Origin of the sequence: Jiangella aurantiaca, assembly GCF_004349105.1 — a bacterium.
Lineage (GTDB): Bacteria > Actinomycetota > Actinomycetes > Jiangellales > Jiangellaceae > Jiangella > Jiangella aurantiaca.
This window is the reverse complement of record NZ_SMLB01000017.1, coordinates 89231-110554: the sequence shown is the minus strand read 5'-3', so window position 1 is coordinate 110554 and position 21324 is coordinate 89231. Positions and strand designations below refer to the sequence as shown.

Annotated in this window: 21 protein-coding genes; 5 read left to right on the top strand and 16 right to left on the bottom strand. The window is 72.1% G+C overall.

Annotated features, from left to right (window positions below; all coding sequences use genetic code 11):
- Positions 1 to 5 precede the first annotated feature (5 nt).
- From E1262_RS14620 to E1262_RS30345, 5 genes are all read right to left on the bottom strand, one after another.
- Complete coding sequence (locus E1262_RS14620; RefSeq protein WP_132103866.1) at positions 6 to 779, bottom strand: enoyl-CoA hydratase/isomerase family protein; 774 nt, start codon at positions 777 to 779, stop codon at positions 6 to 8.
- Between the two features lie 21 nt (positions 780 to 800).
- On the bottom strand, positions 801 to 1640 hold the full coding sequence (locus tag E1262_RS14615) for a carbohydrate ABC transporter permease (RefSeq protein ID WP_132103865.1): 840 nt from the start codon (positions 1638 to 1640) through the stop codon (positions 801 to 803).
- Positions 1637 to 2584: a carbohydrate ABC transporter permease gene (locus E1262_RS14610; protein ID WP_132103864.1), complete on the bottom strand. Its 948-nt coding sequence runs from the start codon at positions 2582 to 2584 to the stop codon at positions 1637 to 1639. Before E1262_RS14610 ends, E1262_RS14615 begins: the two co-directional genes overlap by 4 nt.
- A 26-nt stretch (positions 2585 to 2610) precedes the next feature.
- Positions 2611 to 3972 carry an ABC transporter substrate-binding protein gene (locus tag E1262_RS14605; protein ID WP_132103863.1) on the bottom strand — a complete coding sequence of 454 codons (1362 nt, stop codon included), beginning with the start codon at positions 3970 to 3972 and terminating at the stop codon, positions 2611 to 2613.
- A gap of 87 nt (positions 3973 to 4059) precedes the next feature.
- On the bottom strand, positions 4060 to 4215 hold the full coding sequence (locus E1262_RS30345; RefSeq protein ID WP_162605913.1) for a hypothetical protein: 156 nt from the start codon (positions 4213 to 4215) through the stop codon (positions 4060 to 4062).
- A gap of 85 nt (positions 4216 to 4300) precedes the next feature.
- Here E1262_RS30345 and E1262_RS14600 point away from each other — a divergent pair, with 85 nt between their 5' ends.
- The gene (locus E1262_RS14600) at positions 4301 to 4579 is read left to right on the top strand and encodes a metallophosphoesterase family protein (RefSeq protein ID WP_132103862.1); all 279 of its coding nucleotides are present in this window, start codon (positions 4301 to 4303) and stop codon (positions 4577 to 4579) included.
- 3 nt (positions 4580 to 4582) lie between these two features.
- On the opposite strand, the gene E1262_RS14595 is transcribed toward E1262_RS14600, so the two are convergent.
- From E1262_RS14595 to E1262_RS14575, 5 genes are all read right to left on the bottom strand, one after another.
- Complete coding sequence (locus E1262_RS14595; protein ID WP_132103861.1) at positions 4583 to 6028, bottom strand: HNH endonuclease signature motif containing protein; 1446 nt, start codon at positions 6026 to 6028, stop codon at positions 4583 to 4585.
- Between the two features lie 137 nt (positions 6029 to 6165).
- A complete protein-coding gene (locus E1262_RS14590) occupies positions 6166 to 6966 on the bottom strand; it encodes a family 1 encapsulin nanocompartment shell protein (RefSeq protein ID WP_132103860.1) in 801 nt (266 codons plus the stop codon).
- Positions 6963 to 7958, bottom strand: a complete 996-nt coding sequence (locus E1262_RS14585; RefSeq protein ID WP_132103859.1) for a Dyp-type peroxidase — start codon at positions 7956 to 7958, stop codon at positions 6963 to 6965. The genes E1262_RS14590 and E1262_RS14585 overlap by 4 nt, the downstream gene beginning before the upstream one ends.
- 80 nt (positions 7959 to 8038) lie before the next feature.
- A complete protein-coding gene (locus E1262_RS14580; protein WP_132103858.1) occupies positions 8039 to 9337 on the bottom strand; it encodes a hypothetical protein in 1299 nt (432 codons plus the stop codon).
- A complete protein-coding gene (locus tag E1262_RS14575) occupies positions 9334 to 9870 on the bottom strand; it encodes a SigE family RNA polymerase sigma factor (protein ID WP_203453872.1) in 537 nt (178 codons plus the stop codon). The genes E1262_RS14580 and E1262_RS14575 overlap by 4 nt, the downstream gene beginning before the upstream one ends.
- Positions 9871 to 10016: 146 nt before the next feature.
- Between E1262_RS14575 and E1262_RS14570 the strand changes: the two genes are divergently transcribed.
- Together E1262_RS14570 and E1262_RS14565 are read left to right on the top strand one after the other, a co-directional pair.
- Positions 10017 to 11339 carry a PQQ-dependent sugar dehydrogenase gene (locus E1262_RS14570; protein WP_132103857.1) on the top strand — a complete coding sequence of 441 codons (1323 nt, stop codon included), beginning with the start codon at positions 10017 to 10019 and terminating at the stop codon, positions 11337 to 11339.
- 406 nt (positions 11340 to 11745) lie between these two features.
- Positions 11746 to 12048: a DUF3817 domain-containing protein gene (locus tag E1262_RS14565; protein ID WP_132103856.1), complete on the top strand. Its 303-nt coding sequence runs from the start codon at positions 11746 to 11748 to the stop codon at positions 12046 to 12048.
- Here E1262_RS14565 and E1262_RS14560 read toward each other — a convergent pair.
- Both E1262_RS14560 and E1262_RS14555 read right to left on the bottom strand, forming a co-directional pair.
- Entirely contained in the window at positions 12042 to 12734 is a 693-nt protein-coding gene (locus tag E1262_RS14560; protein ID WP_132103855.1) for an SDR family NAD(P)-dependent oxidoreductase, read from the bottom strand. The genes E1262_RS14565 and E1262_RS14560 overlap by 7 nt on opposite strands.
- On the bottom strand, positions 12721 to 14436 hold the full coding sequence (locus E1262_RS14555) for an IlvD/Edd family dehydratase (RefSeq protein WP_132103854.1): 1716 nt from the start codon (positions 14434 to 14436) through the stop codon (positions 12721 to 12723). The genes E1262_RS14560 and E1262_RS14555 overlap by 14 nt, the downstream gene beginning before the upstream one ends.
- A gap of 45 nt (positions 14437 to 14481) precedes the next feature.
- On the opposite strand from E1262_RS14555, the gene E1262_RS14550 reads away from it, so the two are divergent.
- Complete coding sequence (locus tag E1262_RS14550) at positions 14482 to 15291, top strand: IclR family transcriptional regulator (protein WP_132103853.1); 810 nt, start codon at positions 14482 to 14484, stop codon at positions 15289 to 15291.
- Complete coding sequence (locus tag E1262_RS14545; protein WP_203453871.1) at positions 15288 to 16334, top strand: zinc-dependent alcohol dehydrogenase; 1047 nt, start codon at positions 15288 to 15290, stop codon at positions 16332 to 16334. The genes E1262_RS14550 and E1262_RS14545 overlap by 4 nt, the downstream gene beginning before the upstream one ends.
- A gap of 6 nt (positions 16335 to 16340) precedes the next feature.
- Here the strand turns inward: E1262_RS14545 and E1262_RS14540 are convergent, their stop codons facing one another.
- Genes E1262_RS14540 through E1262_RS14525 form a run of 4 tightly spaced genes read right to left on the bottom strand, consistent with a single transcriptional unit; the run spans position 16341 to position 21266 of the window.
- Positions 16341 to 17357, bottom strand: a complete 1017-nt coding sequence (locus tag E1262_RS14540; protein ID WP_132103852.1) for a D-2-hydroxyacid dehydrogenase — start codon at positions 17355 to 17357, stop codon at positions 16341 to 16343.
- A gap of 1 nt (position 17358) precedes the next feature.
- Complete coding sequence (locus tag E1262_RS14535) at positions 17359 to 18579, bottom strand: mandelate racemase/muconate lactonizing enzyme family protein (protein ID WP_162605912.1); 1221 nt, start codon at positions 18577 to 18579, stop codon at positions 17359 to 17361.
- A 39-nt stretch (positions 18580 to 18618) separates the two neighbouring features.
- Positions 18619 to 19992 (bottom strand): sulfatase family protein, encoded by a 1374-nt coding sequence (locus E1262_RS14530; RefSeq protein ID WP_132103850.1) that lies wholly within the window; start codon positions 19990 to 19992, stop codon positions 18619 to 18621.
- Positions 19989 to 21266 (bottom strand): ROK family transcriptional regulator, encoded by a 1278-nt coding sequence (locus tag E1262_RS14525; protein WP_238992934.1) that lies wholly within the window; start codon positions 21264 to 21266, stop codon positions 19989 to 19991. The genes E1262_RS14530 and E1262_RS14525 overlap by 4 nt, the downstream gene beginning before the upstream one ends.
- Between the last annotated feature and the right edge of the window lie 58 nt (positions 21267 to 21324).

The following is a 21324-nucleotide window of genomic DNA, read 5'->3' as shown; positions in this document are numbered from 1 at the left end:
GGTGCTCACCTCCCGTCGAAGACCGGCGCGCGCTTCTCCAGGAAGGCGGCGGTGCCCTCCTGGAGGTCGTGCGTGGCCAGCGTCTCCTCGACCAGCGCCGTCAGCGCCCGGCGGACCCTCGGCAGCCCGGCGGTGACCAGGTCGTCGTTGAGGAACCGCTTGGTCATCCGGATCGCGTGCGGCGACGCGGCGCGGATGCGCTCGACGGTGCCGCGCACCTCGTCCTCCAGGTCCATCGGCGGGACGACCCGGTTGACGATGCCGAACCGGCGTGCCTCGGCAGCGTCCAGCCGGGGCATCTCGTAGGCCAGCTCGCCGGCCAGCTTGCGGCCGCTGACGTGCGGTGCGACGCCGACGGCGACGGTCGGCCAGGCGCCGATGCGCCCCTCGGGCAGGCTGAACGTCGCGTCGGCGGAGGCGATCGCGAGGTCGCTGACCAGCACCAGCTCACAGCCGCCGCCGAAGGCCAGCCCGTTGACGGCGGCGATCACCGGATACGGGTGGGTGGCGATCGCCTCGATGGTCCGGTACAGCCCGCCGATGAAGAAGTCCATGCCGTCCTCGGGCGTGGCGTGCTGCTGGAACGTGACGATGTCGTCGCCGGCGCAGAAGGCCCGCCCCGTCCCCGTCAGCACCACCGGGCCGGGCGCGTCGTCGACGGCCCGCGCCAGATGGTCCGTGATGGCGCGCCAGCCGGACAGGTCGAGCGCGTTCAGCTTCTCCGGGCGCTCGATCCGGATCCAGGCGGTTCCCTCGCGGACCTCGTAACCGACGTACATGCATTTCCTCTCTGCGGCGATCTACTTGATGGCTCCCGCGCCCCAGCCCGCGACCAGGTACTTCTGGACGAACAGGAACGCGATGAGGACGGGCAGGTTGATGAGGACGGCGGCGGCCATCAGCAGCGGCCAGTCCTGCAGGCTGGCGTTGTAGAGGTCGTGCAGCGCGATCGGCAGCGTCTTCAGGTCGTCCTGGGTGATCAGCACCCGGGCGAACAGGTAGTCCTCCCAGGCCAGCAGGAACGTGAACACCGCGACGGCGATCAGCCCGGGTACGGCCTGTGGGAACACGACGTACCACGCGCTCTTGACCCGGTTGGCGCCGTCGACGAACGCGGCCTCCTCCAGCTCCGCCGGGATCGCGCGGAAGAACGGCTGCAGCAGCCACAGGCTGAACGGCACGCCGAACGATGCGTACGCGAGGATCATGCCGAGGTGGCTGTTGATCAGCCCGGCCTCGCGGAACATCCCGTACAGCGGGACGACGATGACGATCGGCGCGAACGTGTACGCGTAGAGGATCGCCGTGCTGAACGCGCGGCTGCCGGGGAACGGGAACCGTGTCAGCCCGTACGCCGCCAGCGCCGACACCGCCACCGACACCACCGTCGCGCCGGTCGCGATGATCAGGCTGTTCCTGGCGTAGGTGAGGAAGTTCGTGGTCTCGAACAGCCGCTGGAAGCCACCGAAGTCAGGCGCCGTCGTGAAGAACGTGGGCGGGTACGAGAACAGCTCCGTCCCCGGCTTCACGGAGGTGAGCGCCATCCAGTAGAACGGGAACCCGTTGATCGCGACGAGCGCGACGATGCCGACCACCAGGTACCAGCGAACCCGGGCCAGCCGGTGCAGTGCGGTGCTCATGCCGTCTCCTCCCGCTCGCGGTAGAGCGTGCGCAGGTAGACCGTCGTGAAGACCATGAGCAGCACGAACAGCACCATCGCGACGGCGGCGCCGGAGCCCAGGCGGGCCTCGCCGAAGATGCGCTGGAAGGTCAGCACGGGCAGCGTGCGCACCTCGGTGCCGGTGCCGGCGAACAGGTACACGACGTCGAACTTGGTGAACATGAACATGAAGCGCAGCAGGATCAGCGTGTACAGCACCGGCTTCAGTTCCGGCAGCACGATGTGCCAGAACCGCCGCCACGCCCCGGCGCCGTCGACGGTGGCCGCTTCCACCGTCGACGGGTCGATGGTCTGCAGCCGGGCCAGCACGCTGATGACGATGAACGGGGTGAACATCCACACGGACACCGCGATCAGCGACCAGAAGATCAGGTTCGGGCTGAGCAGGTTAGGCGGCTCCGAGCCCGGCCAGACCTTGTCGACGAGCCACGAGTAGGCGCCGGTCGTGGGGTCGAGCAGCCAGCGCCACACCAGCGCCACCACGATCGACGGCACCATGTACGGCGCCAGCGCGACCAGCCGGACGACGCCGCGGCCGCGGAACCGCTGGTGCAGCAGCAGCGCGATCAGCACGCCGAGCACGAGCTGCAGGCCCACCGTCAGGCCCGCGTACCAGACCGTCGTACGTACGCTGTCCCAGAAGTGCGGCGCGCGCAGCAGCGCGACGTAGTTGTCGAACCCGACGGAGCTGAACTTCGGCAGGTAGGCGTGGGCGTCGGTGAAGCTGAGCCGCACCAGGTAGGCGATCGGCGCCGCGATGACGCCGAGCACCAGGAAGAACGCTGGGCTGAGCAGCAGCGCACCCCAGAACCAGCCGGGCATCCGGCGGCCGCGCCGCGGCGTGGTGGTCGTGCCGCCGCCGGTGCGGGGCGGCCCGGCCGTCGTCGTTCGCGTCAGAGACATCGTCGTTCCCTTCGCGCGGTCGGTCGTCAGTCGTCGTAGAGGGGGGAGAGCAGTTCGTCGGCGCGGGCCTGGGCGTCGGACAGCGCCTCGTCGATGTCCTTGTCGTTCTCGACGACGTCCATGACCATGTCGACGAGGATCTCCGAGCCGTAGAGGTCGCTCAGGTACGGCAGCTCCAGGTCAGAGGGCTGCGTGACCATGAGCGGGTAGGCCCGGCCGGACTGGAGCATCTGCCGCTGCAGGTCGATCCAGAACCCCCAGTTCTGGACCTCCGGCAGCGCCTGGTACTCGGGGTCGTCGAAGAGCGACGCCCGCACAGGCAGGAGCTGTGTGGGCACGGAGCCGATCCAGCGCAGGTAGTTCTGCCGCTCGAAGAAGAACTCCAGGAAGTCCGCGGCGGCCTCGGCGTCGGGGGAGTCCTTGAACACCACCCACGGCTCGGCGTCCAGCTGGGTGATCCAGTCGTCGCCCGACGGGCCGACCGGCCGGTTCGGCGCGACCTTGATGTCCTCGCCCGGCACCAGCTCTGGCGCCTGGTCCTCGAACGTATACGTCGCCCGGCCGAACGAGAAGATCGTGGCGGCCTCGCCGAGGGCCAGCGCGCTCAGGCTGTCCGCGTACGTCTGCGACGACCACGCCGGCGACAGCGCGCCGCTGTCGCGCAGCTCGACCCAGTACTCCAGCACCTCACGCATCTGCGGCGTGTCGATGGTGACGTGCCCGTTCTCGTCGAACAGGCGCCCGCCGTTGGAGCCGAGCCAGAGGTACACCTCCTCGTTGACGTTGTGCGCGGCGTCGCCGGCCAACATCAGCCCGTACGCGTCGTCGTTGGCCTCGGACACCGCCTTCCACTGCTCGACGGAGTCGTCCCAGGTCTCGAGGTCCTCCGGGGTGCCGGCGCCGGGCGCGTTCGCGTACAGGTCGGCGCGGTAGACGACAGAGTCGGTGCCCCACGCGTGCACCACCCCGTAGTCGTGTCCGTCGGGCAGCGCGAACATCTCGCGCAGCTGCGGCAGGTAGTCGTCGCCGAGCGAGTCGACGACGTCGTCCAGCGGCACCAGCAGGTCCTGCGAATAGAGCGTGCGGACGAACATCGGCTCGACCTGGGTGATCTCCGGCAGGTCACCGGCGGCCAGCGCCGCCTGGAACTTCACCTGCAGGTCGCCCCAGCCGACCGACTCCTGGGTGATCGTCACGCCCGGGTTGGCGGCCTCGTAATCGGCGATGATCTCGTTCAGCGCCTCGACGGTCGTGGGCGTCGACTCGGTGTGCCAGACGGTGATCTCGACCCGGCCGTCGTCGGCGGTCGCGTCACCGCCGCAGCCGGCGAGCGCCAGCGCCAGCGACGCGGCGGCGGCAGCGACGGTGCATCGGCCCTTCGCGCGCATGTGGCCTCCTTTGGCGACATCGTGCGGTGTGGGTTCACATGGATGGAAACCGGTATCCGCCGATGATGGACACCGGTTTCCGTCCTGTCAACACCTCGTCATGTCATACCCGGTCACAGAGGTTCGGGTGTGGCGTTGACGTTCGACGCCGATCGCCGCCGTGGCCGTCGCCGTCGTCGCGACGCGATGGTCGAACAGTCCGGCGAGGGCGGCGGCGCGTACGACGCGGTGCTGCTCGGCCACCTCGTCTACGAGGACGGAGATGCCGACCGGGTCGACGACACTGTCACCGAGCCGTTCGCACCGCTGCTCGACGACGGAGCGTCGCTTGTGCCGGTACTGGGTGCCGCTGTTCGACGAGTACGACGTGCCGCTGGTGCTGGCCGGCCACGACCACGACTATCAGCGGTCGGAGGTGCTCGGCGGCGTCCTGTACGTGGTGTCGGGGGCGGGCGCGAAGCTGCGGCCGACCGGACACGCCGACTTCACCGCCGTCAGCAGCGCCACTCTCCACTACGTCGACCTGCTGGTCTACGCCGACCGCCTGATCGGGCGGGCCATCGACCACTCGGGCGCACTGGTCGACGTCTTCGCCGTGCCGCGCTAGAGCTCAGCCCGGCGGGCCGGCGCCTCGGCCGTCCGGTGGCTTCCCGTACCGGTGCCCGGTGGGGCTGGTCCAGCGGGTGGTGCCGTCGGGTGCTCGTTGGACGGTCCAGTGGCCGTGGTGTTTGAGCAGGTGGTGGGTGGTGCAGAGGGTGTGCAGGTTGTCTGGTGACGTCGGCCCGCCGGCGGTGAACGGAACGATGTGGTCGAGGTCGCAGCTGCGGGCGGGTCGGTGGCAGCCCGGCGTGCGGCAGGTCCGGTCCCGGGCGGTGATGAACTCGGCCAGTGCCGTGGTGGGCCGGTAGCGGGTGCGGCCGAGGTCGAGGAGTTGTCCGGTGCCGTCGGTGCGGAGCCAGCTCCAGATGCCTTCGGTGGCGAGGGTGCGGGCGACGTGGGCGGGGATGGGTCCGTAGCCCTCCAGCTCGCCGGGTTCGTCGCCCAGCCCGGCGAGGGTGGTGAATGGGACGGTGACGTGCACGCTGATCGGTCGCCGCCGCGGTGTCGTGCCGTCGGCGCAGCCGGTGAGGAAGGCCCAGCCCAGGTCGGCGAGGGCGTCGGCGCGGCGTTGGTCCGTGGTGCGGGCCGGGCGGCCGGCGGCGGCGTCGGCGCGTTTGGCGTCCGCGGCGGCGGCGTTCAAGGCGGTGTCCAGCGCGGTGGCGTCCTCCGCCGGCAGCAGCGCCTCCAGGTGCGCCATCCCGTCCGACGCGGGCGTCACGCACACGTAGCGGCGGTCCCTGGCGGCGCGGTTGCGGTCGGCGGTCTCCACCGGCGCCTGCTCGTGCAGCAACTGCTTGATCAGCTTCCGCAGCGCGACCGAGTCCAGGTACGGCGCCTCCGGCAGCACCGCCGCCTCCACCCGCACCCGCACATCGGGGTCCTGGCCGCCGAGCTCGTCGGTGATCACGCGCGCGCGCCGCAGATCGATCACCCCCGACGACAACGCCGCATGGGTGTCGGGGAAGTCGGTGACCAGTTGCACGCCGTGCCCGACCTGGTTCTCCGCCTGCCGGGTCGTGAGCTGACAGCGTGCGGCGATCTCCACCGCGGTGTTGGTGACCGCGTTGACTGAGCGGTACCCGGTCTCATCGGGGCGCATCTCCGGCCGCGACGCCAGCTCCGCCGACGCGGCCGCCTCACCGGCGGCGACCCACGCCGCCAGCCGCGCCCACCCACCGATCGCCTCCACCAGATCAGAGGCGTCCGCCCTCGACGGGTCGGAGGCCGCGAGCAGAGCGGCCAGCTCCGGCCCGGCCGGCACCTGGTCGAAGCCGGTGATGGTGGGGGCGGGTTCGGCGGTGCACAGCTCCCGCAGCAGCACCGGATCGATCTCCGCGACCGGGTCGAACGGGTCCACCGGCATCCAGTCACCGAGCCGCGGATGCCACGCCACCAGCTGCCCCGTCACCGGGTCGACACCCGGCGACGGAGCAGTCAGCAGCGCTTCTTCGAACATGCACACCACCCTACCGACACCCACCGACAAGGTCAGTTCGCCCGCGCCGACCAGGCCGGAAAGGTCAGCTCACGCCTCACTGAGGTCGAGGACGTCGCGCAGCCGCACGAGACCGTCCACGATCTCCGGGGACCGTCTCAGGCGCCGAGCGCGACGCCGGATTCGCCGGTCTGGACGAGGAAGGTGAACGCCTCCTCGAAGTACAGCTCGATGGTGTCGGCGTCGTGGGAGAGGTAGCCGATGGAGAGATCCTGGGCGAGGTGCAGCTCGTAGTCCCCGCCGCGGGCCGACAGCAGCAGGCCGCCGTCGATGGCCGGGGCGAAGACGATCTCGCCGTCGTGGAGGACGCGGGCGACGTGCTCGCGGATCGGGTAGCCGTGGTCGGTAGTCTCCTCGACCGCGGTGTACAGCTCGGCGGACAGCAGCAGGCTGTACGGGCCGCCCACGCCGGCGAGCCGGAGGGTGGTGAGCGCCTGGGCGGCGACGTCGGGGAGCTCGCGGACGTCGCCGGGGAGGGTGATCGGCGCGTTGGTGGTGCCGGCGACGATGCCCTCGATGCCGGCCGCCGCGAAGCCGGCGACGATGGCGCGGTCCTCGGCGTACGCGATCTTCTTCGCGGCGTCCTTCACCGGCTGCCAGTCGGCGTCCTTCGCGCCGCGCTCGACGTCGTCGACGGCCTGACGGTCGACGTTGAACGGGACCCGCAGCTCGACCACCGGTCGGACCTCGCGGCTGCGCGCCAGCACGCCGTCGCCGGGGCCGTCCAGCGTGCGCAGATGCCCGGTCCCGACCCCCTGCAGGACGTCGTCGCCCGGGCCGATGACGTCGACGACGCGGCGGGCGGCGACGTACTGGACGAACGTGCGGCGCGCCTCGGCCTCGATGTCGGCCCAGGCGGCCGCCGAGATGGGCGCGAGTTCCCGGTGCAGGTTGTTCATGAGTCGTCGCTCCTCTTGAGACTGCCGACGTTCAGGCTGCCGTCGGTCGCGGGCGTCGGACTGGGCGGATCGGCGAGGCCCTCGAGGAATTCCACGGTGGGCACGTAGAACAGCGCGCCGGTGACCGCGACGGAGAAGTCGAGGATGCGGTCATAGTTGCCGGGCGGCCGGCCGACGAACATATTGACGAGCATCTGCTCGATGACGTCGGGGTGGGCGGCGTAGCCGATGAAGTAGGTGCCGAACTCGCCGGCGCCCGGTCGCCCGAACGGCATGTTGTCGCGCAGGATCTCCAGCTCTTCGCCATCGTCGTCGGTGATCGTGGTCAGCGCGACGTGCGAGTTGCTCGGTTGCTCGGCGTCGGACAGTTCGATGTCGGACAGCTTGCGGCGGCCGATGACCCGCTCCTGCTCCTCGACGGGCAGCGCGTTCCAGGCGTCCATGTCGTGCAGGTACTTCTGCACGACGACGTAGCTGCCGCCCTCGAACCCCGGCTCGTCGGAGAGGACGGCCGCGGCCGCCGCGGCGCCGGTCGGGTTCTCCGTCCCGTCGACGAACCCCAGCAGGTCGCGCTGGTCGAAGTACCGGAACCCCGGCACCTCGTCGACGACGGTGACCGCGCCGGCCAGCCGCCCGGCGATCAGCGTCGCCAGCTCGAAGCACAGGTCCATGCGCCGCGCCCGGATGTGGAACATCAGGTCGCCCGGGGTGGTGACGGCGGTGTGCTTGCGGCCGGCGATCTCCTGGAACGGGTGCAGCTCGGACGGCGGGTCGCCGCCGACCAGCCGTGGCCACGCACCGGCGCCGATGCCGGCGATGCAGGTCAGGTTGTCCTCGACGCTGCGGAAGCCGACCGCCCTGGTCAGTCCGGAGACGTCGGCCAGCAGGTTGCGTGCGACGTCCTCACCACCGTCGTCGACCGTGACGACCAGGAAGATCGCGGCCTCGGTCAGTGGCCCGAGCACTGCCTGCGGCGTCACGGGATCGGTCACGGTCGCATTATTGCCCGCCGGACTCGCCGCGCGCAGGAAGGGCGCCCGGCTCCATGGCGGAACCGGGCGCCCTCCGTGGTTCACCAGCGCTGCAGGCCGAAGTGGTAGCCGTCGTCGAGCTCGTCGATCCGGACGACCGGTGAGGCCTGCTCGCAGGACCCCTCGAAGTCGCACCGCACCAGCGCCGCCTGCCGCTCCGCACCATCGACGAGGCGGACGCTGATGAGCACGTGCTCATCGTCCTCGAACGTGGCATCGCTGATGAACCGGCCGTCGTACGTGTGGACCACCTCGCCGGTGCGGGCGTCGACCACGACGGCGAGCATGTTGCCCTCGCCGTCCCGATAGTCGTGGGTGCCGACGAGATACCGACCATCCGGGCTGAAGTGGTCGAACGAGTACTCGCAGGTGCTCCAGAGCGGCTCGTCCGCGTCGGCCTCGTACACCGCCGAGCAGGTCCCGTCGTCCCGGATCTCGGTGTAGCCGGCGACCAGCCCGGCGGGCTGCGACACGGCCACGACCCGCACGAAGTCCCAGGGCGGCGTGACCGGAGGCGTCGGGTCGCCCGGTGCGAAGCTGTCGATCCGGATGCCCGCCCACAGCTCGGCGTCGGTCGAGACGTTCGACACCAGGGCGTAGTCGTCCAGGAAGCCGGCCGGGTCGAGCCGCTGGTCGGGAGCCACGTCCCGGCTGCCGGGTCCGGTTCCGCCGCCGTCGGCCTGGCCCGCCCAGACGTGGTCCTCCTCCGGGTCGTAGTACGCGATCAGGAAACCGTCGTAGGAGAGCACCGGGCCATTGCCCGGCCCACGGCTCGCTACGGCGCCGGTGGCGTCGGTCGTGGCGATGTCGGGTATCGGGCCCTCGGTGCCGGGCATCTGACCTATCGCGCCGTCCCGGATGGCGAACGGGCGGAAGAAGTCCTCCGGGATCGGCAGCGTCCGGCCGTCCTCGGTGTGGAAGGTCGTGCCCTCGACCCAGCTGATGGACGGGGGCGCTCCTTCGGCCATGCCGTCCAGCACCAGCTCGGTCGTCCCGCCGACGACGGGCTCCTCGGGCTCATCGGTCTCGGCGGGCGGCGACGGGTCCGCAGGCGGGGAGGACGGGGGAGTGGTCGGGTCCGGCGTCGGCGTCTCCGATGTCGTCGGCGTGTCGGCCGGCTGGGGCGCGGTCTGCGGGACACTGCGCAGCGACAGTGCCGTCGGGACCGCGATGGCCAGCGTGACCGCGGTGACGGCGCTGACGGCGATCGCGCGGCGCCGCCGCACCACGCGCGCCCGCCGCCGGGCACGGGTGGCCATGCCCTCGGTGCCGAGGACGTCGCCGGAGCGGCGGCGGAGCTCCGCTGCCAGCGTGTTCTCGAGATCGTCGAACTCGTTCATCGGTCGTTCCCCCTTCGCTCCTGGAGTCGGGTTCGCAGGGTCGCCAGCGCCCGGCTGGTCTGCGATTTCACGGTGCCCACCGAGCAGCCGAGCGTGGCGGCGACGTCCTGCTCGCTCATGTCCTCGTAGAACCGGAGAACGACGGCGGCGCGCTGGCGCGGCGGCAGTCCCTGGACGACCGACCACAGTGCGTCGCGTTCGACGAGCGTGTGGCCGAAGTCCCCGGCGACCGCGCGCTCCGGGACAGCGTCGGTGGTCGTCTCGACCCGCCGCCAGGCCCGGCGCCACCAGCTGGAGTGCTCGTTGATCATGATTCGTTTCGCGTACGCGTCGACGGCGCCGGCGCGCTCCACGCGGTTCCACGCCAGGTACAGCTTGGCCAGTGCGGTCTGGACGAGGTCCTCGGCCGCGTGCTGCTCGCCCGTGAGCAGGTACGCGAGACGCAGCAGCGCTGCCTGCCGCACCTCAACGTACTGCTCGAATGCACTGTCCCGATCCATCGCGACAAGCGTCGCGTCTGCTTCGACGTCCATCCCACCCCCTTGGGTCATCCCTGAAGACGCGAGCCGGGGGTGCGGAGTTGCATCCGCCTCGGGCCGGGTTCACGCAATCCATTCGCCGCTGTGTCACGTATTACAGCGCGCCCTAGCGAACAACTCATCGTCCACGAGGAGATGTCATGTCCGCTACACCCGTCCCGCTCGTCCGGAAACTCCGGATCGCCCTCGTGCTGCCGCTCCTCCTCGTCGCCACCGTGGCGACGACAGCGGCGGCGCAGGCCGACCGGGACCGCCCCCTTCCCGTCTCCGACCTCCAGGTCGGCAGCGAGGTCGTCGCGACGACCGGGCTCCGGCTCTCCGCCATCGGCACGCCCGACGACGGCAGCGGCCGGCTGTTCGTCGTCGACAAGGCCGGCCGGATCCTGGTGTTCCACCCCGCCACCGGGGCGCTCGACCCGCAGCCGCTGCTGGATCTCACCGGCCGGGTCAGCACCGCCGGCAACGAGCGCGGCCTGCTCGGCGTGGCGCCGTCACCGGACTTCGAGCGCACCCACACGCTGTTCGTCTCGTACACGGCGCTGGGCACCGGCGTCGAGAACGGCGCGCTGACCGTCTCGCGGTTCGTGCTCGACAGCGCCGACCAGGCCGTCGTCGACCCGGCCACCGAGGAGCGGGTGCTCCGCCAGCAGCACAACCTCAACTCCAACCACAACGGCGGCGACCTGACGTTCGGCCCCGACGGCTACCTCTACTGGAGCACCGGTGACGGCGGCAGCGCCGACGACCCGCTGTACGGCGCGCAGAACCTCAGCACGCTGCTCGGCAAGATCGTCCGGATCGACGTCATGAGCGAGTGCGACGGCCGGCTCTACTGCATCCCGGAGGACAACCCGTTCGCCCGCAGCTCGATCGCGCGGCCGGAGATCTGGGCGTGGGGCCTGCGCAACCCGTGGCGGTTCTCCATCGACGCCGAGGACGACTCGATCTGGATCGGCGACGTCGGGCAGAACCGCTGGGAGGAGATCAACCACGTCTCCATCGACGAGGACGACCAGCCCCGCGACGGCTGGAACTTCGGCTGGTCCTGCCGGGAGGGCGACGACATCCATCGCGTCCCCGAGTCCGCCGGCGAGGCGCCCGACCCGTTCCTCGACATCCGCTGCAACCCGCGCGCCGACCACACCGACCCGGTCTTCTCCTACGGATTGGCCGGCAACGACCGGTGCGCCGTGATGGGCGGCGTCGTGTACCGCGGTGAGGAGTTCGAGGACATCGCCGACGGCACGTACGTCGCGGCCGACTACTGCACCGGCCAGGCGTTCGCCATCCAGGAGCTGCGCCGCGGCCGGCACGTCGCCGACGACGCCGTCGGCATGCTGCCGCCGCGGATCACGTCGTTCGGCGTGGACGGCGAGGGCGAGGTCTACTTCGTCACCGACGCCGTCGCCGGCGGCACCGGCCAGATCCACCGCCTCACCTACGCCGAGGCGACGGCGCCCTGACGCCGATCTCTCACCCGTCGCCGTGCGTCCACTCGGCCCCGGCGGGCGAAGGCCGCCCGCGAGGCGCCGGCGCGGGCGCGACGTGGGTGCCGCTGTCGCCGCGGCGCTCATGCACCCGCCGCTGGCCCCCGTGGTCGTGGATTTGGACGCGCCTCGCTACACCGAGCGGCAGGTCGCCGCGGCGTTGGGCAGGGTACTGGACCGGCCGGTGGAGGTGGTCACCGTGCCGCGGCCGGCTTGGCCGGACGTCCTGCGCGACGCCGGGGTGCGGCCTGCTGCGGCCGCGCGGCGACCGGCGGCACCGCTGTGCGACCCCGATCGAGGCGACGCTGCGGGAGCTGGTGGCCGGCGTCGTGGCCCCGCCCCCGCGCGGCCGGGCGGAACCGCTCGCCCGTAGGGTGACCGGGTGAGTGCTGCGCTTCGCTGGTTCCGCATCGCGGCCGTCGCCGAGGGCATCTCCTGGGCCGGCCTGCTGGTGGGGATGTTCTTCAAGTACGTCGTCGTCGAGAACGAGATCGGGGTGCAGGTCTTCGGCCCGATCCACGGCGGCATCTTCCTCGTCTACCTCGTCACCGTGCTCGCCGCCTGGCGGGTCGAGCGCTGGAGCTTCACGACGACGATGCTCGGCCTCGCCTCGGCCGTCCCGCCGTTCATGACCATCTGGTTCGAGCGCCGCGTCGTGCGCGAGCCCGCCGCCGTGGCTCAATAGGTAGCCCGGCCGCCGCTGATGTCGTAGACCGCGCCGGTGGAGAAGCTGACCCGGTCCGAGCACAGGAACGCGATCAGCTCGGCGACCTCCTCCGGCCGCCCGACCCGCTTCATCGGGATGAGGCTGGTGATGTGCGCGAGCACGTCGGGCGAGGTGTTGTCGTTCATCGGGGTGGCGATGACGGCCGGCGCGATCGCGTTGACCAGGACGCCGCTGGTGGCCAGCTCCTTGCCGGCGGACTTGGTGAGCCCGATGACGGCGGCCTTGGAGGCGGAGTACACCGACAGGTTCGGGTTGCCGTCCTTGCCGGCCATGCTGGCGACGTTGACGATCCGGCCCCAGCCGCGTTCGCGCATGCCGGGGACGAACGTCCGCATGGTGTTCACGGTGCCGATGACGTTGACGTCGAAGACCCGCCGCCACTCCTCGGCCGTCGTCGCCTCCAGCGGCCGGTTCGGCCCGACGATGCCGGCGGAGTTGACCAGCACGTCGACCGGGCTCATCTCGGCCGCGACCCGGGCCAGCGCCGCCTCGTCGGTGACGTCGGCCGCGACGTCGGCGTCGCGCAGGTCGAGGGTCGTGACGGCGACGCCGTCGGCCCGCAGCCGCTGCGCCGCCGCGGCGCCCAGCCCGCTGCCGCCGCCGGTGACGAGCGCCGTCCGCGGGCTGCCTTCAGTGGGATTCACGCCTGACCTCCGAACCGCTGGAACCGAGCAGGAAGTCCAGGTCGGCGCCGGTGTCGGCCTGGAGCACGTGGTCGACGTAGAGCCGTTCCCAGCCGCGGGTGGGCCGGGCGTAGCCGTCGACGGTGGCCGCATTGGGGGAGCGTGCGGCCAGCTCGTCGGCGGGCACCTCGACGTCGACGCGGCGCGCGGCGACGTCCAGGCTGACGACGTCGCCTGTGCGCACCAGCGCCAGCGGTCCGCCGGCCGCGGCCTCGGGCGTCACGTGCAGCACGACGGTGCCGTAGGCGGTGCCGCTCATCCGGCCGTCGCACACCCGCACCATGTCGCGCACGCCTTGGGCGAGCAGCTTCTTCGGCAGCGGCAGGTTCGACACCTCCGGCATGCCGGGGTAGCCCCGCGGGCCGCAGCCCCGCAGCACCAGGACTGAGTCGGCCGTCACGTCGAGATCGGGGTCGTCGATGCGGGCGTGCAGGTCCTCGATGCTGTCGAACACGACCGCCGGGCCGCGATGTGTCAGCAGCTCCGGCGAGGCCGCGGCCGGCTTGATCACCGCGCCGCCGGGCGCCAGGTTGCCGCGCAGCACCGCGATGCCGCCCTCGTCGACCAGCGGCGCCGACCGCGGCCGGATCACCTCGGGATCCCAGATCTGGGCGTCGTCCAGGTACTCCACCAGCGGCCGGCCGGTCACTGTCAGCGCGGCGGGGTCGAGCAGGTCGCGCACCTCGCGCAGCACCGCCAGCAGCCCGCCGGCGCGGTGCAGGTCGTCCATCAGGAACCGGCCGGCCGGCAGCAGGTCGACCAGCACCGGGACGCGCGAGCCGATGCGGTCGAAGTCGTCCAGCGTGAGGTCGATGCCGAGGCGGCCGGCGATGGCGAGCAGGTGCACGACCGCGTTGGTCGACCCGCCGATGGCGCCGAGCGCCACGATCGCGTTGTGGAACGACGCCTTCGTCAGGACGGTGCTCGGCCGGCGGCGGGCGGCGACCAGTTCGACGGCGAGCCGGCCGGTGCCGTGCGCGGCGACCAGCAGCCGGCTGTCCGGCGCCGGGGTGCCGGCCACGCCCGGGACCACCATGCCCAGCGCCTCGGCCAGCAGCGCCATCGTCGACGCGGTGCCCATGGTGTTGCAGTGCCCCCGGCTGCGGATCATCGCCGACTCCGAGCGGGTGAACTCCTCCCGCGACAGGGTGCCGGCGCGGACCTCCTCGGACAGCCGCCAGACGTCGGTGCCGCAGCCCAGCGGTACGCCGCGGAACGTGCCAGTGAGCATCGGGCCGCCGGGGACCACGACCGCAGGCAGGTCGACCGACGCGGCCGCCATGAGCAGCGCCGGGATGGTCTTGTCGCAGCCGCCCAGGAGCACCACGCCGTCGATCGGGTTGCCGCGCAGCATCTCCTCCGTGGCCATCGCCGCGAGGTTGCGCCACAGCATCGCCGTGGGCCGCAGCTGGGTCTCACCGAGCGACAGCGCCGGCAGCTCCAGCGGGATGCCGCCGGCCTCGTGCACGCCGTCGCGGACCGACTGCGCCACCTCGCTGAGGTGGCGGTTGCACGGCGTGAGGTCGGACGCGGTGTTCGCGATGGCGATGTGCGCCCGGCCCGTGAAGGCGTCGTCCGGCAGGCCGCGGCGCATCCACGCGCGGTGGATGTAGGCGTCGCGGCCGTCGCCGCCGTACCACTGCGCGCTGCGGAGCTCGGCCACGAGACGCCCTTCCGATTATCGACACGTCGATCTACTATCTGGAATATGCCGGACGCAGACATGGTGACGGGCGGCGACCGTCCGGGTCAAGGGGCCGGCCGCGTCGTCGGGTCCGACCGCGTGCTCGTCGTCCTCAAGGAGCTGGCCGGTCACCCCGCCGGCGTCGGGCTGGACGAGCTGGCCCGCGTCGTCGGCAGCCCGAAGCCGACGGTGCACCGCGCGCTGCGTTCGCTGCGCCGGGCCGGCCTGGCCGCGCAGGACGCCCGCGGTCACTACCTGCTGGGTGACGAGTTCCTCCGGCTGGCGTTCGCCCACCACGAGACCCGGCCCGAGCACGTCCGCCTGCAGCCGGTGCTGGAGACCCTGGCGGTGCGGTTCGGCGAGACCACCCACTACGCGGTGCTCGACGGGCGCGAGGTCGTGTACCGCGCCAAGGTCGACCCGCCCAGCGGCGCCGCGCGGCTCACGTCGACCGTCGGCGGGCGCAACCCGGCGCACTCGACCGGCGTGGGCAAACTGCTGCTGGCGCACCGCCTGACCACGCCGGACGCCGTCGCGGCTTGGGCCGCCGAGGCCCCGCTGGAGCGCCGCACCGCCCGCACCCGCACCACCGTCGCCGAGCTGCGGGACGAGCTGGCGACCATCCGGGAGCGCGGCTACGCGCTCGACGACGAGGAGAACGAGACCGGCGTCGCCTGCCTGGCGCTGCCGGTGTACGCATTGTCGCCGAGCACGCCGTCGGGCGCGCTCAGCGTCAGCGCGCTGACCTACCGCACGCCGCTGGCCACGCTCGTCGACGCCGTCGACGAGGTCCGCGGCGTGCTCGGCCGGCTGGGAGAGGGCGACGCCGCATGAGCCGACCGACTGATGTCGTGAGCACCGGCACCATGCGCGCGTTCGTGCTCACCGGTCCGGGGGAGGGCGCGGTGCTGGAGGTGCCGCGGCCCGTCGCGGCGCCGGGCGAGGTCGTCGTCGACGTCGAGCGGGCCGGCGTCTGCGGCACCGACGCGGAGTTCTTCAGCGGCGACATGGCCTACCTGCGCTCGGGCCACACGACGTATCCGCTGCGGCCCGGCCACGAATGGGCCGGCGTCGTCACCGCGGCCGGCGACGGCGTCGACCCCGCCTGGGTGGGGCGGCGGGTCATGGGCGACACCATGATCGGCGACGGAACGTGCCGGCGCTGCCTGCGTGGCCACCAGCACGTATGTGAGCGGCGGCAGGAGGTCGGCATCCGCGACGGCCGGCCCGGCGCGCTGGCCGAGCAGCTGGCCGTCCCGGTGTCGTCGCTGCACGCGCTGCCGGACTCCGTCGACCCCGTGCTCGGCGCGCTGGTGGAGCCCGGCGGCAACGCGCTGCGCGCGGCCCAGGCGACCGGTGCGGGCCCCGGCGACCGCGTCCTGGTCTTCGGGCCGGGCACCATCGGGCTGATGGCGGCGATGTTCGCCCGCGCCGCCGGTGCCGAGGTGCACGTCATGGGCCGCACCGAGGAGTCGCTGCGGTTCGCCCGCGAGCTGGGCTTCCGCCACGCCTGGCGCGAGGACGAGCTCCCGGACCTGCCGTTCGACGCCGTCGTCGACGCCACCAACGCCGCACCGCTGCCGGCGCGGGCCGTCGAGCTGGTCGAACCCGGAGGCCGGGTCGTCTACATCGGGCTGTCGGCCACGCCGAGCATGCTCGACACCCGGGCACTCGTGCTCGACGACGTGACGGCGGTCGGCATCCTGTCCGCGTCGCCCGGGCTGGCCGCGACCATCGAGGCGTATGCCGCCGGGACGGTCGACCCGCGACCGCTGGTCGGCGCCACCGTCGGCCTGTCCGACGTCGCCGCCGTGCTGGCCGGCGAGCACTCGACCGGTCCCGCGCCCAAGGTGCACGTCGACCCGCGGCTCACCTGACCCCGCTCACGGGGCGAGCTCCAGATCGTCTCGCGCGATGACGTTCAGCAGCGGGTCGCCGGCGAGGTAGCGCTCGAGGTTCCGGGTGAACAGGTCCCAGATGCGCTCGACGAACCAGGTGCTGGAGCTGGAACCGGAGATGTGCGACGTCACGATGACGTTCGGCAGCTCGAAGAACGGGTCGTCCGGCGGCATCGGCTGCCGGTAGTGGTCGTCCAGGGCGGCTCCGGCGATGGTGCCGTCGCGCAGCGCGGCCAGCAGCGCGGCCTCGTCGACGACGCCCGCGCGCGCCGGGTTGAGCAGCACCGCATGCGGCTGCAGCCCGCGCAGCGCCGCGGCGTCGACCCAGCCGCGGGTGGCACTGGTCACCGGCGTCGTGACGACCAGGTAGTCCAGCCCGGCGAGGAACTCGTCGCGCTGCTCCGCGGCGAAAGTCCGGTCGGGTACCGGGACGGAGCCGGCCGGCCGGTCCAGCGGGTCGTAGCGCAGCTCTCGCGCGCCGGGCCGGAACCGCGACAGTGTCCACACCTCGAGCCCCAGCGCACGGCACAACCGGGCCAGTTCGCGGCCGATGTTGCCGTAGCCGAACAGGCCCACCCGGCGGCCGCGCAGCTCGGCCTGGAAACGGGCGTCGCGGTCCCACCGGTGCTCGCGCTGCGCGGCGAGCATGCCGGGCAGGTCGCGGCCGAACGCCAGCATCATCATGACGCACCACTCCGCGATCGGGATGTCGTTGACGCCGCTCGCGTTCGCCACCGTCGTCCCCGGCGGCAGGGTCAGCCCGTTGAGCTGGGAGTACCCGTGCGAGCCGAGCTGCACCCAGCGCAGTCGCGGCATCGCGGCCACGTTGGCCGGGCACAGGTCGGAGAACAGCACGGTCACGTCGCGGACCAGCGCCTCGGGCAGGACGGTGCTGGGGCCGAACGGCTCGACCACCTCGACGACGGCGTCCGGCGCGAGCCGGCGGACGCGGGCCAGGCCTGCGTCGTACAGGGGCTGGGCCACCAGGATGCGCTCGGTCATGTCAGCTCCGAAGTTCCTTGCCGGGAACGCTGGCGAACTCCTCCATGCCGGGCTGGAACGGGAACCGCTTCTTGACCTCGTCGGACAGCGTGACGCCGAGCCCCGGCGCCGTGGGCGGCAGCACGTAGCCGTCCTCGATGACCAGGTTGTCGCCCCACAGGGCGGTGTGCAGCTCGCCCGGGTCCGGCGCCGTCTCGACCATGAGCGTCGACGGCGAGGCGAACGCGGCGTGGACGTTCTGCAGGAAGCCGCCGCCGGCGCTCCAGGCGTGCGAGACGACGTGCCGGCCCTGGGTCGCGGCCAGCTCGCCCACCTTCACGAAGTCGGTCAGGCTGAGCAGCGCGGCGTCGGGCTGGGCGACGGCGAACGCGCCGCGGTTCATCCAGAGCCGGAACTCGTCGTAGGAGAACAGCTGCTCGCCGCCGGCGATCGGCACCGGCGACTCGCTGGTCAGCGCCGCGTACTCGTCCGGATCGTCGTAGGCCAGCGGCTCCTCGAAGAACGCCGGCCGGTACGGCGCCGCGGCCGCCATGACGGCCCGAGCGGTGTCGAGGTCCCACCGGTGCACGCCGTTGCGGTGGCCCATGTGGCCGTCGAGCATGATCTCGAAGTCCGGGCCGAGGTGACCGCGCATCAGCGCCAGCTTCTCCGCCTCGAACTCGGCCGCGGCCAGCGGGCCGGGCGCCGGCAGGATCTCCCTGCGGCCGGACAACTCCAGGTAGCCGGTGGCCACCTTGAGTGCGGTGAACCCCAGCTCGGCATACCGGTCCAGCTTGCGCTTCAGCTCGTCCGGCGGCCACGGCGACGGGCCGCCGGTGGCGTAGGCCCGCAGCTTGTCGTGCTTGCGGCCGCCCAGCAACCGGTGGACAGGGACGCCGGCGGCCTGGCCGGCGAGATCCCACAGCGCCGCCTCGACGCCGGACAGCACCGCCGACCCGGCGCCGACCCGGGCCCAGAACCCCAGGCAGCGACGCATCCGGGTGCTCAGGATCGCGGGGTCGGTGGTGCCGCCGTCGACGAGGATCGGCCGCACGTAGTCCACGACGTGCGGGACCACCTCGGGGAAGAAGTAGCCCAGGTACGTCTCGCCGACGCCGACCAGTCCGGCGTCGGTGCGCACCTCGACAAACGCCGCGGTACGCAGCTTCTTGGCGAACGTGATGTACGGGTCGTTGCTGGACGGGCCGGTGAGCAGCACCGCCGCGACGTCGGTGATCCGCATGAGGTCCATCGTTTGTGAAACACTGTTCCACGTCAATGCTCAGCTCGTCAGCGTCGGCCGGCCGAAGTGCTCCTGGCACGCGTTCCAGGCGTCGACCAGCCCGGCGTGGCGGAGGTACTCGTCCCAGGGCAGCAGCACGTCGTGCCGGTCGATCAGCTCGTCCAGTGCCGCCCGCAGCTCGGCGCGGACCCCGGCATGGGCCGGGTCGTCGATGAGGTTCGTCAGCTGGTACGGGTCCTCGATGTTGTCGTACAGAAGGTAGCCGTCGTCGCTCGCGGACCTGACGAACGTGTGCCGGCGGGTGCGGATCGCCCGCCATTCCCGGTCGCCGCGGTCCTCGGCGTGGTGGCTCGGGACGGGGTTGGCGAGGTAGCAGGCCGCCAGGCCGGCGGCGTCGGCGTCCACCAGGACCCGGTGCAGGTCGGCGCCGTCGACCGGCGCGGCGAACCGCAGGCCCAGCAGGCCGAGCAGGGTCACCGGCAGGTCGACCTGGCCGATCAGCGCGTCCGTCGCTCCGGTGCGCACCACGCCGGGCCAGGACACCAGCAGCGGGATCCGGACCGACTCCTCGTACGGCAGCTGCTTGCGGGTCAGGCCCTGGCTGCCCAGCATGTCGCCGTGGTCGCTGGTGTAGACGACGATCGTGTCGTCGCGCTGCCCCGACCGCTCCAGCGCCGCGAGCAGCCGGCCGAGCTGCTCGTCGAGCGCGGAGATGTGCGCGTAGTAGCCCGCGAGGTCGGCCCTGACGTCGTCACGCGTCAGCCGGGTCGAGGGGGTGTGAGCGATGCTCTCGGGCACGTTGGGACGCAGCGGGAGATCGCGCCCGGCATAGCGGTCGCGGTGGGCTGGGGGAGCGGTGCCATACGGGTCGTGCGGCGGTCCCCAGGAGAGGAACAGCGCCCACGGCTCGTCCCGATGCCGGTCCATGAAGTCGATCGCCAGGTCGGTCTGGGCCACCGGCTCGTAGCCGGGCAGCCGATACAACACGCCGGCCTCGTCGTGATATGCGGCGTCGTTGTAGTCGTGGTGGCAGTTGTAGGCCTTCCACTCCTGGAACCCCAGCCGCGCGCCGGCGGGCACCGGCTGGTCGCGCGGGATGCCGGCGAGGTGCCATTTGCCGATGTAGCCGGTTCGGTACCCCGCGGCGCCGAGCACCCCGGCGACGCCTTCCACCCCTGGGTCGATGGGAAGGTCGTTGCCCACGGCGCGGTGCGTGCGGCCGAACGTCCCGGTGAGCAGGGTGGCCCGCGCGGGCACGCACACCGGCGTGTTCGCGACGCAGTTCTCGAAGCGCAGCGCCTGCGTGGCGAACCGGTCGAAGTTCGGCGACCACACCTCGGCGTTCCCATAACATCCGAGGTCACACCAGCGATGCTGGTCGCCGAAGACGAACAGGAGGTTGGCCCGCGTCACTGGACCGCTCCTCGGACGCGGGCGTCGCGGGCGAGCGGCGAGTAGGCCAGCGGGTCGGCGTAGTACTGGTTCAGCACGAGGGCGCCGGAGGCGCGGGAGAGCGCGCGGTGACCGAAGACGCTGGGGCGGATGAGGTCGGCGACGCCGGGAGCGGCGTGCGAGCTCGCCGCCGCCTGCCGCCGGACGTCGTCGAGGTACTCCGGCGCGTCGAGGATGGAGCCGCCGAGCAGGATGAGCTCGGGGTTCAGCAGGTCGGCCAGCTGACCCACCGCGTTGCCCGTGTGCCGCGCGCGGTTGCGCAGCACCCGGGCGGCGGCGAGGTCGCCGGCCGCGGCCGTCTCGGCCAGCTCCCGGACCGACGCGATGCTCGTGGGCACGCCGGCCTCGTAGGCGAGGCGCAGCACCGCCTCGTCGCTGACGGCCACGTGCAGGCAGTCGCGGCGGCCGCAGAAACACCGGGTCGCGGTGCGCACCCGGACCGACAGGTGGTCGATGCTCCCGGACGCGGACCGGGCGCCGTCGTAGACCTTCCCGTCGATGAACAGCGCGGACGCGACGAGGGCGCCGATCGAGACGTAGATGAAGTTTCGCACCCCCTTGGCCGCGCCCAGCCAGGACTCGAGCAGGGCCATGGCGCGTGCATTGCTGTTCAGGACCACGGGGAGGCCGATGCGCTCCTCGAGCCGGCTGCGCAGGGGAGTGCCGACCCAGTGCGGCCGGACGTGATCCAGGACGACGCCGCGTTCGGTGTCGACCCAGCCGCCGATGCTGGCGCCGACGCCGAGGATCGGCCCGGCGGGGGAGGCGGTGTCCATCAGCCGCCGCGCCGCCGTCGCGATGTCCTCGATCAGCTCGGTAGCCGAGGTGCCGACCTGTTCGACGTCGGTTTCCGCGATGAGGTGCCCGGACAGGTCGATCAGGCCGACGCTGGTGTGCGTGCCGCCGATGAAGAGGCCGAGCACGGAGAGGGCGCCGGGGTCGATGTCGACCGGGACCTTCGGCCGGCCGCGGTCGCGGCCGGGGTTCGGCGGCTGCACCTCCATGACCAGCCCCGCGGCCAGCAGCGACGTGACGATGCTGGTGATCGCCGTCGGGGTCAGGCCGACCCGGCGCGCGATGTCGACCCGCGAGATCGGCCCGTCGATCAGGATCGTGCGCAGCACCGCGGAGTAGTTCTGCCGGCGGAGGGTGGTGCCCTGCCACGAGCGTGGGCCGTCCGGAGCCGAGCCCGACCGGCCCGGCTCCACATGGCGATGCGATGCATCGACGGGCATGCTCACGAGGCATCCTCCAGGTGTCGCGCGTCGTGGCAGGTCGGGGTCCGCACGCTAC